Genomic DNA, 12706 nt, shown 5'->3' on the forward strand with positions numbered 1-12706 from the left:
AAATTACGGTTAATACGGCCTTGGGTTGGGCGTGATCAACCCGGTGGCAATGCCAATGAGAATGAGCACAACAATAATGACTGACGTCATGACTCGGCGACCAATGAACTTGCTCATCGGCTCGCCGTTATTGTTGCCTTTCATCATTACACGCATGGCCATGAATAAATTGATAATCATGTAAATCAGCAGACAAACCAGGATTATTTTTATAACCATTTTTTTCTCCTATTGCGGGGGCAGTTAATGATGAAAATTACCCGTAGGCTACTCACTCTCCCCATTGCAGTCGTGGTGTGCGCTGCTGTTATTTGTATGGTCATGCTGGGATTTTGGCAGTTAGACCGCATGCATGAAAAAGAACAACGTCTGGCTAGCATAGCGCAAAAAAGTGCCGATGGGGCAATGACTTTACGCGAGTTAGATCCCCGACGAGAAGACATTCGGGACTTTCTGGTGGGTTTCAACGGAAAAGCGGATACAGAGAAATTGTTGTACCTGGACAACCAGGTTGAGAATGGTCAGGTTGGTTACGACGTTATAGTTCCTGTTGTCAGCAATGAAGGTATTGTGCTGGTCAACTATGGCTGGGTAAAAGCACCTTTGTTCCGGGGGACTCTGCCAGCGGTTGATATTGCCCCAGGTTTCCAGCATTTCCATGGCCGTATCAATGTGCCATCAGAGAACCCAGTCGTACGGGAAACACTCTCGCTGGAGGCTCCCTTCCCGGCGGTTATTCAGGCGCTGGATATTGGATTTATTTCGCGCTTAACTCAGATGAAAGTGGCGCCATTTGTGGTTGAGTTGACGGCGCCGGCGCAAAGCAATTTTGTCAGAAACTGGCAACCTGTGGTAATGCCTCCACAAAAACATCTCGGTTATGCCATCCAGTGGTTTGGGTTGGCAGTGGCAGCGGCGGTGGTGAGTTATTTTTCGTTCAGGGCCAACAACAAAGGATAAATGATGTCTGAGAAAAGCAATAAATTTACCTTAATAGGCTTACTTCTTGTTTTTGTTCTTCCGGTTATGGCTGCCAAGCTGGCGCTGGACAACAGGTGGTTTAACAGTGGCGCCACAAATAAAGGCGAGTTACTGCAGCCGGTGAGAGATTTTTCAACAGTACTCGCCAAACAAGAGCCCAAGTGGCGTATTGTTTATTCTGTGCCAGAAACATGTGATGCTGCGTGCAAAAATGCCATTTACAGCATACATCAGGTATGGATAGCCCTTGGACGGGAAACTGACCGCGCTGAGGCGACCGTTATACTCACAGATACCAGTGATCAAACTGTGCTGAAAAGTCTGGAAAATGAGCATAACTTGCACGTACTCAGGGTGTCTGATGATACGGCATCAAACGCCATGCTACCGCAGGATAGCGGCTCAATTATGTTAGTGGATACACTGAATAACGCCATGCTTCGCTATCCCACATTTGAGGATAAAAACGCAGCTGTGCAAAGTAGTCGCGACATTCTCGCCGATGTGAAGAAACTCTTAAAATTGTCCCGTATTGGTTAAGGAGCAAGTGATGAGAAAACTTGTACTGTTTAGTTTGATCCTTGCGGTGGTTGTTATTGTGCTGGGGGCGTATACCCGTTTAACGGACGCTGGTCTCGGCTGCCCTGATTGGCCAGGTTGTTACGGCTTGCTTACTGTGCCTACCAAAGCAGAACACGTGGATACGGCAAACTTGGCATTCCCTGAAAGACCGGTTGAGGCGGCTAAAGCATGGAATGAAATGATTCATCGTTATTTTGCCGGTGCGTTGGGTGTATGCATTTTTACCATAGCCATCTTAGCTGTTAAAAATCGCCGTGCCGGTCAGTCTGTGCGATTGCCGTTGTTTCTGGTGGGGCTGGTATTGTTTCAAGCTGCATTGGGCATGTGGACAGTTACCCTTAATTTATTGCCCGTGGTTGTAATGGCCCACTTATTAGGGGGCTTCAGTATTCTCGCCTGCTTGTTCCTCTATCATTTAAAGCTGAGAGAGCCAGTACGTCGACCAAGGCGTATAAATATGCTGACCAAATGCGCATTGGTGGGAATGGCGATTTTACTAATGCAAATTGGCTTGGGGGGATGGACTTCTGCCAATTACGCGGCACTGGCGTGTACCGATTTTCCGGTTTGTGAAGATGGCTGGGCGGAACGCTTGGATTTCTCTGGTGCTTTTAGTGTTCCCTATGCAGAAACTTACGAATTTGGAGCCCATGGGTATGGCGAACGCATGACAATGCACATTGTTCATCGGGCTGGCGCAGTTGTAACGTTCCTGTATTTACTGTGGCTGGGGTTCAGGTTATGGCGTCAGGACGTATCGTCGTCAATGAAAACGGCGGGTACAATGTTAATTGCTATTCTGATGCTTCAAGTAACCCTTGGGGTAAGTAATATCGTGTTGAGCTTGCCGGTGTTTGTTGCAGTGGCACACAACCTGGTTGCGGCCTGTTTGTTGTTGGTCATGGTGTGGATTACCTATCAGGTGTCCCGCGTGCAGGGAGAAATTCATGGATAAATCTGTCGCTCTTTCTACAAGTCCTTCACGGGCAAGGCAGCGCACAACCTGGCGTGATTATTATGAGCTTACTAAACCCAAAGTCGTCCTGCTCTTATTGCTAACAGCATTGGTGGGGATGTGTCTTGCCACAGATGGTTGGGTAAAATGGCAGGTATTATCGGCAGGTATGTTAGGGATAGGTATGTTGGCATCGTCAGCGGCGGTGATTAACCATGTGGTTGATCACCGAATTGATGGCATGATGGCTCGCACTATTAACAGGCCCGTGGTCAGGGGTAAGGTATCTGCGACGCAAGCTCTGTGTTTTGCTGCCTTCCTCGGTGTTGCAGGGTACGCCTTGCTGTGGTTTTGGGTAAATGCCCTTACTGCGTTGCTAACGTTAGCAAGCTTAGTGGGGTACGCCGTTGTTTACACGATGTTTCTAAAGCGAGCTACGCCGCAAAATATTGTCATAGGTGGTTTAGCCGGAGCCGCGCCACCCCTGCTCGGATGGACAGCCGTGACTGGTAGCGTTCACGCTCATGCCCTGTTACTGGTGTTAATTATTTTTACCTGGACACCACCGCATTTCTGGGCACTGGCCATCCACCGCCGAAAAGATTATGCCCGAGCTAATGTGCCCATGTTACCCGTCACCCATGGCGAAGGGTTTACAAAAACCTCGGTTTTAGCTTATACCATTTTACTCGTACTGGTGTGTTTACTGCCTTATTTAGTTGGGATGTCCGGCGTGATCTATTTAGCCGGTTCTCTGATACTCAACGCCGGATTTGTGGTATGGGCTTACAAACTGAAATTTGCCTGCAAAGAAGATACGGCCATTAAAACATTTCGCTATTCAATATTGCATCTCATGGTATTGTTCGTAGTACTGCTTGTTGACCACTACGTACCTGTTAGCTTATGAATCAAAGAATAGTAACCGGCATTGTCGCTGTTGTGGCGTTGATCGCCGGTATTTGGGGGGCCGTTAACCTTGCGCCACCCTCTGCCTCAGAAAGTGTCGAGGTAAAGTATTTTACTTTTTATCCGGCTTCAAGACCGATTAAGCCTTTCGACCTAACTCAAGCCAATGGCCATCCGTTTACCAAGAAAAACCTTCAAAACGCCTGGACACTGGTTTTCGTAGGATATACCTATTGCCCGGATATTTGTCCAACAACGATGGCATCACTGAATAAAATATGGCCTGAACTTTCGTCTATAAAGTCCGAGTATCCTACTCAGGTATTATTTTTGTCCGTTGACCCTAAAAGAGATACCATTCAACGGCTTGAAAGCTATATCGGGTATTTCAACGAAGAGTTTATCGCGGCCACGGGCCCACACAAAGATCTGTTTCCGCTTGTAAGAAATTTAGGTTTGATGTATGCAATAGCAGGAGATACAGAAAATCCTGACTATTTGGTCGATCATAGTGCGTCTGTTGTTCTTATTAACCCCAATGCCGAAGTCATTGGACGATTCAAGCCAATAATGGAGCCAGGAAAGTTAGCAATCAGTGATGTCGAGCAAATCCTTGTCGATATGCCGGAAATTGTGAAACTTCAATAGTTGTAATGACAGTTGTTGTAAGACAGGCAACCGCGAGGGATGTGGAAGTAGCGGTGCCGTTATTACTGGATGCAGCGGAACGTTTATTAACCAGTATTTTTGGAAATGGAAATCGCGATGAAGCGTTTGCCTTTCTCTTTGCCGCTTGGCTCAGGGGGACGGGACAGTATGGCTTTGAAAACCACTGGCTGGCGTGTGTAGACGACAATATTGTTGGTATCGCATCCTGTTGGCATGATGCGTTACCAGAGCATTTTGATAGAGACACCCTGAATGCTATCACCGACTACTTCGGTATCGATGAAGCCTTGGAAGTGGTAATACGGAGTCAGGAACACGCGATTGCGCTTCACTCTCCACTTGTACTCGAGATGGGAATAGGTCATCTCGCTGTTGCCGCTGGAGCCAGACGAAGCGGTGTTGGCACGGCCTTAGTTCGCTATATGGAATGCAAAGCGAGAAAGCTGGGCAAATTGTCACTGGTTTTAGATGTAGAAGCGCAAAACCTGGGCGCGCTGCGCTTTTACGAGGCTTTGGGTTTTGTTGGACAACAGAGTTTTGCACCGTTTATCACGATGAAAAAGGGGGTGGCACCACTTTAATTCGTGGCATCAACCGTCTACTTATTTTAGTCCTGTTTCTCGGAGTTTGCTGTACTAGTCCGGATACGTGCCATTTTCTCTGGCAACAAAAAACGGTTGAGAGTACCAGTAATATCGACCCGGCTTGGAGGCAGAGGGCGCAGTGCAATTTACTCTTGAACGCCCAATAGGCAATGCCTTGTCCAATGTATAGCTGAGAGTATTATCGCTAAAATCAACCGGAAGGGTTTCGCCCTGAAAGTAACATGCGGCCTGTTTTAATCGCACATCTTCTTGCCTGACTGTGATGCTTTGCTTCCCCACAAGTGTATTGGCCGCAAACTCGGGGTTCTGGAGAGTTTGCGATAGCACTGGCATGGCCAGACTCGCCATTTTTACTTTTAACGATGACATTCTGGCGTAGGGACCGGCGGCGGGGAAGCGAGGTAACGCGGCAAAATCACTGTGGGGACCGACGCCACCTGAATGTTGACCAAATCCGATGTATCCCGCCTGCTTTACCCGATTGGCTAACTGTTGATTGAATTCCCCAAAGGGGTAGGCCAGGTATTTAAGCGATTCACCAGTGTGCTCGCGTATTTGTGCTTCGGCTTCCTCTACATTTTTCCACACCCTGTCTAACCATGCTGCTTCGCTCTCTCCGTTCAGGCGATCGAGCATGTGCAAATGGTCAAGGGTATGATTGGCAAAATCCACGCCCTCCTCATGCAGCTTTTTCACTTGCTCCCAGTTTAACTGGCTTTTTTGTCGGCCAATTTCCGCAGGGTTGATGAAAATTGTGTACGGCAGCGACAATGCGTTCATTACGCTATGGCCATTGGTCAGAATGTTTTCAAAGCCATCGTCGAAGGTAACTGCAATGGCCTTGTCTGGTAACGGCTTGCTATTTTTAATGGCGTTTACAATAACTGGTAAAGGCAATACCGAGTAGTGCTCGGCCAAGTATGTCATGTGCTCTTTAAATATTTCAGGCGGCACACTGGTGCTCGCTGGCGTGCTTGCAGACACATGGTGGTATAGCAAAATTACTGCATTACTTTGGTTTTTTGTCTGGGCATTAGCAGGCGCAGCCTGAAACAGTGAAATCAATATGAAACTAGAAATAAGCGTTGCGTAGTTCAGCGCAGCTATGTGCCTTCTGGTAAACTTCATTCACCATCCTCTTCATTAAAATACGTCATTGAGCAAAACTGAAGCAATCAATTGGTCCGCCCATAAACAGTTATTAGTACTGGCCATACCCATGATTCTGGCCAATGTTACCACGCCTTTACTCGGCTTGGTTGATACGGCGGTCATGGGGCACATGGATTCATCTGCTATGTTGGCCGGCGCATCTATTGGAACATTGATCCTTACCCAAATCTACTGGGTGTGCGGGTTTTTAAGAATGTCCTCTACTGGGTTGAGTGCGCAGGCTAAAGGCGACGTCAGTGATAGTGTGCTCCTGTCAGCCAAAGTGCTTTGGCAAACGGCCATGACGGCGCTGTTGCTTGGCCTGATTATTTTTGCACTGCAAGCTCCTGTCTTGTCGGCCGGTCAGTTTTTGGCGAATTCCTCGACTAACGTAGCAATGTATACCGAGGCGTATTTTCATGTGCGAGTGTGGGGAGCCCCTGCCGCTATGCTAAACCTTGCCCTCATAGGTTGGCTGGTGGGACAGCAGCAAACACGCTGGGTCCTGTGGATTCAGGTTGTGGGGAATCTACTTAACGGCGGGCTGGATTTTGCTTTTGTCTACGGCTTGGACATGTCGGTGAAAGGCGTAGCGCTGGCCAGTGTCATAGCTGAATACAGTATGACAGTCATGAGCCTATTCATTGCACTAAGACTAACGAGGTTAATTCGCCCATCGTTGATGTGGTTTAACAGTGCGGCGAGGAAAGTCCTGCTCAAGCTAAATAGTGATATGTTGATTCGCAACTTGGCGCTGCAGCTATGCCTGGCATTTTTGACACTTCAAGGGGCTCGCTTAGGTGAAACCTCTGCGGCTGTAAATGCCATACTGATGCAGTTTTTTGTACTGATTGCCCTTGGCCTGGACGGCATAGCTTATGCTGTAGAAGCCCTGGTTGGAGAGGCTGCTGGTGGTAAAAAAGCCTCACATATTCTTGCACATACCCGACGGGGGCTCATGTGGTCATCGGCTTTTGCCGTTGTCTATGCTGTGGTATTCGGTTTTTTTGGCGGCCACATAATTGCTTTACTTACTGATCTTCCAACCTTAGCTAAAGCTGCGCAAGCCTATTTGCCACTGATGGTATTGTTGCCGCTTCTCGGTCACTGGTGCTTTCTATTTGACGGGGTCTTCGTGGGGCTCACCCGCTCTTCAGCCATGCGCAACACTATGGTGATCAGTGCATTTTGCGTGTATTTCCCGGTATGGTGGCTTACTCAATCTGCGGGGAATAAAGCGCTGTGGTATGCATTATTGGCGTTTTTGTTCGCCAGAGGCGCAACTCTAGGTGCAGTGTTCATTGCTATTATTCGTCGGCAGAGGGCGGCCGGGCACGCGGGTTAATTACCTTAAGCCTGTGCCACAGCAACATCAGATAACCGGATATTGCTATAACAAACCCAATCAGTAGGACGCCGAGTGAAAAATAATACAAAAACCGGTGAATATGGCTTAACAACAGCAACGAAAACGCGCCTGCAACGAAGAGTCCTAGGCCGAGTTTGAATCGACGCCAACTGTTTAACAGACCTGAAGACGTGACAGCGCGTTTCTTCATCGCAGCTAGTAATATGAATGTTCGCCAGATTCGTGTTTGGTCGCGTCTCGCACACCCACAAGCTCCCCGGGAAATTGTTCCAGTAATTGCTTTTCAATACCGTCCTGCAGGGTGACATCTACCATTGAACAACCGTTACATCCACCGCCAAACTGCAGAATAGCGTAGCCGTCTTCGGTTATTTCCAGCAGTACCACCTTGCCGCCGTGACTGGCCAATTGAGGGTTTACTTCGGCTTCAATCACATAGCTCACACGTTCGACCAAGGGCGCATCATCAGCTACTTTTCGCGCTTTTGCATTCGGTGCTTTCAGCGTTAACTGTGACCCCATTTGATCCGTGACGTAATCAATTTCTGCGTCTTCCAGAAAAGGGGCGCTTTCAGCATCGACTACCGCATCAAAACCATTGAACGGTATGCGAATATCTTCAGGTTCAACCGCTGTCGGAGGACAATAAGAAACACCACACTCCGCTGTGGATGTACCGGGGTTTACGACGAACACACGGATGTTCGTCCCAGCATCTTGTTTTTCCAACAGTTTTGCAAAGTGAGCCTGTGCTTCTTCTGATATAGTAATCATTAACAAATCCTACGTTGCATCTTTATTGCGCCTATAATAACAAATTTACCTGAGCAAAACAGTCGGGTATTTGTTTAACACGGTTAGAAGTATGGTCGAAAGTACAAAAAACAACAGGAAAGGAAAATGGCTTTACAAATAATTTCCACGATCAGAATCGTTGCTTCCATGTTGCTGTTCAGTATGTCAGCTACTGCGGCCCCGGTATTTAAAGACTCGGGAGGAAAACCAGCAAGCGCTTACCTTCCTGAGGGGGTTAACTACAACCCGGCTATTCCTACACCGGCATCCTTCTTGGGGGCCGAAGTGGGGACTTGGCATGTTCGTCATGATCAACTGGTAGCTTACATGTACGCCCTGGCTGACGCATCTGACCGCGTGACGCTTGAAGTAACTGGGTATACGCACGAAAATCGACCGCTGTTACTATTAACCATTACCGACCCGAAAAATCGCCCCAAGCTTGCCGACTGGCGGAAAGCTCATCTCGACACTGTAAACCAGGGAGCAAAGACCGAAAGAGATGCGCCCTTGTTTTTTTATCTCGGGTACAGTATCCACGGTAATGAGCCTTCTGGCAGCAATGCCGCCCTGATTATGGCCTATTATTTGGCAGCGGGTGACGATGATACTGTAGCCGAATTACTCAATGAAAACGTGGTGTTGCTCGATCCTGCCCTAAACCCCGACGGGATGTCGCGATTTGCTCACTGGGCCAACATGCATAAAGGCAAGAATCTGGTTGCAGACCCGCTGACCCGCGAACACGTGGAAGTGTGGCCAAAAGGCAGGACCAATCACTATTGGTTCGATTTGAATCGTGACTGGCTACTGCTCACTCATCCGGAGTCGCGAGCCAGAATTAAAAGCTTCCAAAAATGGCGGCCTCATATTCTCACTGATCACCATGAGATGGGCTCAAATAGTACGTACTTCTTCCAGCCTGGGGTGCCGTCCAGGAAAAACCCGAATACGCCTGATGGCAACGTCCGTCTGACCGAGGCACTGGCCGCCTATCACGCCAGAGCATTTGATGAGGCGGGCCAATTGTATTTTTCCGAAGAGGCGTTCGACGATTTTTACTACGGCAAAGGTTCGTCTTACCCAGACGCGCTGGGAAGTATCGGTATTCTGTTTGAGCAGGCCAGCAGTCGCGGGCACCTGCAAAACACCATGAACGGAGAACTGGCGTTTGCGCAAACGATTCAAAACCAGGTCACTACTACACTAAGTACTATCAAAGGGGCTCTTGCGAACAAGCCCGCTATATTGACGTACCAAAACACGTTTTACGATGACACAAAGAACGCGATTAAAAACGACACTGATTTTGGTGGCATTATTGCTTTACCCCGGGACAACGGTCGTTTGCAGGCACTAACAGACATTTTTGAACAGCACGACATTGACTATCGCTACATCAGTAAAGCTTTTAAGGGAGATGAGCAGACGTTCCCCGCAGGAAGTCTCGTGGTGCCGTTTGATCAACCCAAATATCGTTTGGTGAAAAGCTTGTTTTCAATCCGCCAATCGTTCGCAGAAAACACTTTTTACGATGTTTCCAACTGGAATATTGCACTGGCTTTTAATCTTGATTATGCCGTGCTGAGCAAGCGCGATGGCCGCGCGTTAAAGTATGGCTCACCTGTTCAAAAGACAACAAAACCAGTTGTCTCCGAAGATGCCTATGCTTATGCCTTTGAGTGGAATAATTACTTTGCACCAGCCATGCTTCAGCAGTTGCTTAAGGCCGGCGTAGCTGTGCGCAGTGCTGAGGCGCCGTTTAGTGCAACATTAACTAATGGCAGCGTTGTGGAGTTCGCCGCTGGCACTATAGTTGTGCCCACGCCCCTGTCGCAGCCTCATAGTCTCGTTTCGCACATCCAGGAAGCTTCTCTCTTAACTGGTGTTAAGGTTTACAGCATTGGCAGCGGCTTCACTCCGAAGGGAGCGGATTTAGGGAGTCGCACAATGTCGGCGATTTCGCAGCCCAGTGTTTTACTTGTGGGAGGGGAAGGAACCTCGTCATCGGAAGCCGGTGAAGTGTGGCACTACTTAGATACACGGGTAGGTTTTTCTCCATCAATTGTTGAAAAAGCCCGCTTAGCAGATGTGGACTTCGCCGATTACAGCCATATTATTTTCGTCAGCGGTAGCTACAGCGATATAGCAGATGACGTGGTAAGTCATTTGAGTGAATGGGTGCGAAAAGGCGGGGTGCTCATCGGACAGAAAACGGCGTTGCGATTCTTCGTGGGCAGAAACTTGTTAGATGCGGAAGTGGTTGCCAGAGAAACCATTGATCGCGCGTTTCCTACCGATTCGATGGGGTACGAAGATAAAGCCGCTTTGGCGGCAAGTAAGATCATCGCTGGTGCCGTGTATAATGCGCACATCGACCCCACCCATCCTCTGTTTTTTGGTTATTCCGGTGATACTCTGCCGCTATTTAAAACGAGTAACATGATTGTCAGGGCCGAAAAAAGCCCTTTCACTCAGCCGGCATATTATACCGACAAACCTCTAATGGCTGGATTCAGCGCGAGTCAATTGCAAAATATGATTGCCGATTCTGCCGCAGTGTTGGTGCAGCAAAAAGGGAAAGGTGTAGTAATAGGGTTTGTTGATAACCCCCTTTTTAGGGGGTATTGGTATGGCACGGGTAAGTTGATGGGGAATGTTATTTATCAGTCGACGCACCTGGTGCGGTAGCGCAAAGGCGTTTTACAGGTAAGCGCCATAACCCAAATATCAACGATGAGATCGGGGTGTTGAGCGCGTAACTGTTTAGCCAGTACATCTGCGGTGACGCCTGTTGTCATTACGTCGTCGACAATGGCAACGTGATGAAATGACGCTGGTAGAGCAACTGAAAATGCACTGCGCAAATTGAGCAAGCGATCTGCTTTTGACAAGGTGTGTTGTGCTTTGCCGTATTTTCGGCTTGCCCAGTCGTAAAAGACCGGCCGCTGAATTTTCGCGCCGATGCGTTTGGCGAGTTGAGCTGACTGGTTAAATCGCCTGTGTAGGAAGCGTTGAAAATGAACAGGAACGGGTAGCAGGCAGTCGGGCAAAAGTGTCTCTTCGTCCATACACTGTTCGACAAACCAGTTGGCGAGAAGATCTATGCTTGCCAAGCAGCGGTGAAACTTCATTCTGTGAATAAGTTCGTCGAAAGGCCATGCGTATTCTCCTAAAGCCAGCAAGCCATCGTAGGCAGTGTGACGAAACTGTTTGCTGATGACTGGATAGCGAAGTAGATTACCGTAATAATTAAGCTGTAATATAAAGCGGGTATCAAATTTGCAAAAGTCACACACGGTCGCCGGGCTGTACTGGTGACAAAGTAAACAGGCTAGATTGGGAACTCGCATAATTTGGACCATACTTTCCACTTTGTGTTTGCGCTTCTTACAGCAAGAGAATGAGGAGTCACGTTAGTGTTAAATGTAAATGTGTCAGAGCAACTCGTCAGCCGTACCACGGGTACAGGAAAGGATCTGGTTTTACTGCACGGCTGGGGAATGAACAGTGGGGTCTTTGAACACTTTATTCCGTTGTTGGAGCAAGATTTTCGCATTACCACTATCGACCTGCCCGGGTTCGGCGAAAACAACAGCTATTTGCCCGATACCTATTCTGTAGGCGCCTTGGCCCATGCCATTCATGACATACTGCCACATCAGAGTATTGTGGCTGGCTGGTCTCTGGGTGGTATGGTTGCGCAACAACTTGCTATGGACTATCCCGAACGGGTGGCGGCGCTGGTTACTATTGCATCGACGCCGCGCTTTGTGAACGGTCCTTGTTGGCCAGGTATTCAAGCTGAACTGTTGGCACAATTTGAGGCAGAACTTGCCCGTAATTATCATAAAACTCTGGAGCGCTTTCTCGCTATCCAGGCAATGGGTAGCGCTACCGCCAAACAAGACATGAAAGCAATAAAACAAAGTATCAGCGCTTTCCCATCACCATCAGAAGCAGCGTTAAAATCGGCCTTGAATTTGTTATCGACAGAAGATCTCAGGCATCAAGTCGGAAAAATTAAGCAGCCCACGCTTCGCATTTATGGGCGATTAGACAGTTTAGTCCCCACCAGCGGTATCGACAGGATCTGCGAATTACATCCTCAGAGTGATACAGTCGTATTGCCTCACGCCTCACACGCGCCGTTTATTTCTCACCCTCAGCAGTCGGCGGACATTATTCGGCAATTTGCTTATTCCGCGTAGGTTGCTGATGTTATGAATGTTTTTTTGTACACATTGTCGAGGGAGTCTGCCTTTGAAGCAAGGCGCGTAAAAAAAATGGGTTAAAGGCTTCTCCTTTTTTTCTTTTTGGTTAATAATTAACCATGAGAGAGTAGAGGTCTATTTTATGTCGAGTATTGTTGGCAATAGTATTAATTCGGCCATCGTGTCGGGTATGAGCGGTCTGCAAAACGCCTACCAAGGTATGACCTTGGCGTCGGTTAATATTGCACAGCGGGCTGCACAAAACAGCGTAGAAAATAATGGCACCGGTGATGTATTGGTTAATGCATCGCTACAAAACCTCACCAATGTGAGAAACACTTTGCCTTCTGGTGGAGATAGCCTTACGTCAGATTTAGTCTCGTTGCAGTTAAACAGCAACAATGCGTTAGCGTCAGCGAAAGTAGTAGATACTGCTTTCGATACAGTCGGTACCATCATAGATACGCTCACCTGA

The 12706-nt window shown here is 48.1% G+C and carries 14 protein-coding genes; 10 read left to right on the plus strand and 4 right to left on the minus strand.

Annotated elements, in window-relative coordinates; all coding sequences use genetic code 11:
- Positions 1–9 precede the first annotated feature (9 nt).
- Complete coding sequence (locus tag KO518_RS00655; RefSeq protein WP_216023885.1) at positions 10–219, minus strand: DUF2909 domain-containing protein; 210 nt, start codon at positions 217–219, stop codon at positions 10–12.
- Positions 220–246: 27 nt separating this feature from the next.
- Here KO518_RS00655 and KO518_RS00660 point away from each other — a divergent pair, with 27 nt between their 5' ends.
- From KO518_RS00660 to KO518_RS00685, 6 genes are read left to right on the plus strand one after another with little or no spacing between them, the layout of a single operon-like run.
- On the plus strand, positions 247–960 hold the full coding sequence (locus KO518_RS00660) for an SURF1 family protein (protein WP_252735704.1): 714 nt from the start codon (positions 247–249) through the stop codon (positions 958–960).
- Complete coding sequence (locus tag KO518_RS00665; protein ID WP_252735705.1) at positions 961–1521, plus strand: hypothetical protein; 561 nt, start codon at positions 961–963, stop codon at positions 1519–1521.
- Positions 1522–1531: 10 nt separating this feature from the next.
- The gene (locus KO518_RS00670; protein WP_216023886.1) at positions 1532–2518 is read left to right on the plus strand and encodes a heme A synthase; all 987 of its coding nucleotides are present in this window, start codon (positions 1532–1534) and stop codon (positions 2516–2518) included.
- Positions 2511–3428: a heme o synthase gene (gene cyoE, locus KO518_RS00675; RefSeq protein ID WP_216023887.1), complete on the plus strand. Its 918-nt coding sequence runs from the start codon at positions 2511–2513 to the stop codon at positions 3426–3428. Before KO518_RS00670 ends, cyoE begins: the two co-directional genes overlap by 8 nt.
- Complete coding sequence (locus KO518_RS00680) at positions 3425–4075, plus strand: SCO family protein (RefSeq protein WP_216023888.1); 651 nt, start codon at positions 3425–3427, stop codon at positions 4073–4075. The genes cyoE and KO518_RS00680 overlap by 4 nt, the downstream gene beginning before the upstream one ends.
- A gap of 5 nt (positions 4076–4080) precedes the next feature.
- Entirely contained in the window at positions 4081–4677 is a 597-nt protein-coding gene (locus KO518_RS00685) for a GNAT family N-acetyltransferase (RefSeq protein WP_216023889.1), read from the plus strand.
- A 54-nt stretch (positions 4678–4731) separates the two neighbouring features.
- Here KO518_RS00685 and KO518_RS00690 read toward each other — a convergent pair whose 3' ends face one another.
- Positions 4732–5829: a polysaccharide deacetylase family protein gene (locus tag KO518_RS00690; RefSeq protein ID WP_216023890.1), complete on the minus strand. Its 1098-nt coding sequence runs from the start codon at positions 5827–5829 to the stop codon at positions 4732–4734.
- A 91-nt stretch (positions 5830–5920) separates the two neighbouring features.
- Here KO518_RS00690 and KO518_RS00695 point away from each other — a divergent pair, with 91 nt between their 5' ends.
- Positions 5921–7198 carry an MATE family efflux transporter gene (locus KO518_RS00695; RefSeq protein WP_216024380.1) on the plus strand — a complete coding sequence of 426 codons (1278 nt, stop codon included), beginning with the start codon at positions 5921–5923 and terminating at the stop codon, positions 7196–7198.
- 219 nt (positions 7199–7417) lie between these two features.
- Here the strand turns inward: KO518_RS00695 and nfuA are convergent, their stop codons facing one another.
- On the minus strand, positions 7418–7996 hold the full coding sequence (gene nfuA / locus KO518_RS00700; RefSeq protein WP_216023891.1) for a Fe-S biogenesis protein NfuA: 579 nt from the start codon (positions 7994–7996) through the stop codon (positions 7418–7420).
- A gap of 126 nt (positions 7997–8122) precedes the next feature.
- Between nfuA and KO518_RS00705 the strand changes: the two genes are divergently transcribed.
- Positions 8123–10708, plus strand: a complete 2586-nt coding sequence (locus KO518_RS00705; RefSeq protein ID WP_216023892.1) for a M14 metallopeptidase family protein — start codon at positions 8123–8125, stop codon at positions 10706–10708.
- On the opposite strand, the gene KO518_RS00710 is transcribed toward KO518_RS00705, so the two are convergent.
- Positions 10684–11382 (minus strand): ComF family protein, encoded by a 699-nt coding sequence (locus KO518_RS00710; RefSeq protein WP_216023893.1) that lies wholly within the window; start codon positions 11380–11382, stop codon positions 10684–10686. The two genes, KO518_RS00705 and KO518_RS00710, sit on opposite strands and share 25 nt — an antisense overlap.
- A gap of 54 nt (positions 11383–11436) precedes the next feature.
- Here KO518_RS00710 and bioH point away from each other — a divergent pair, with 54 nt between their 5' ends.
- Both bioH and KO518_RS00720 read left to right on the plus strand, forming a co-directional pair.
- Positions 11437–12228 carry a pimeloyl-ACP methyl ester esterase BioH gene (gene bioH / locus KO518_RS00715; protein ID WP_216023894.1) on the plus strand — a complete coding sequence of 264 codons (792 nt, stop codon included), beginning with the start codon at positions 11437–11439 and terminating at the stop codon, positions 12226–12228.
- Between the two features lie 145 nt (positions 12229–12373).
- Entirely contained in the window at positions 12374–12706 is a 333-nt protein-coding gene (locus KO518_RS00720; RefSeq protein ID WP_216023895.1) for a hypothetical protein, read from the plus strand.

Origin of the sequence: Aestuariibacter sp. A3R04, assembly GCF_018860805.1 — a bacterium.
GTDB lineage: Bacteria > Pseudomonadota > Gammaproteobacteria > Enterobacterales > Alteromonadaceae > Alteromonas.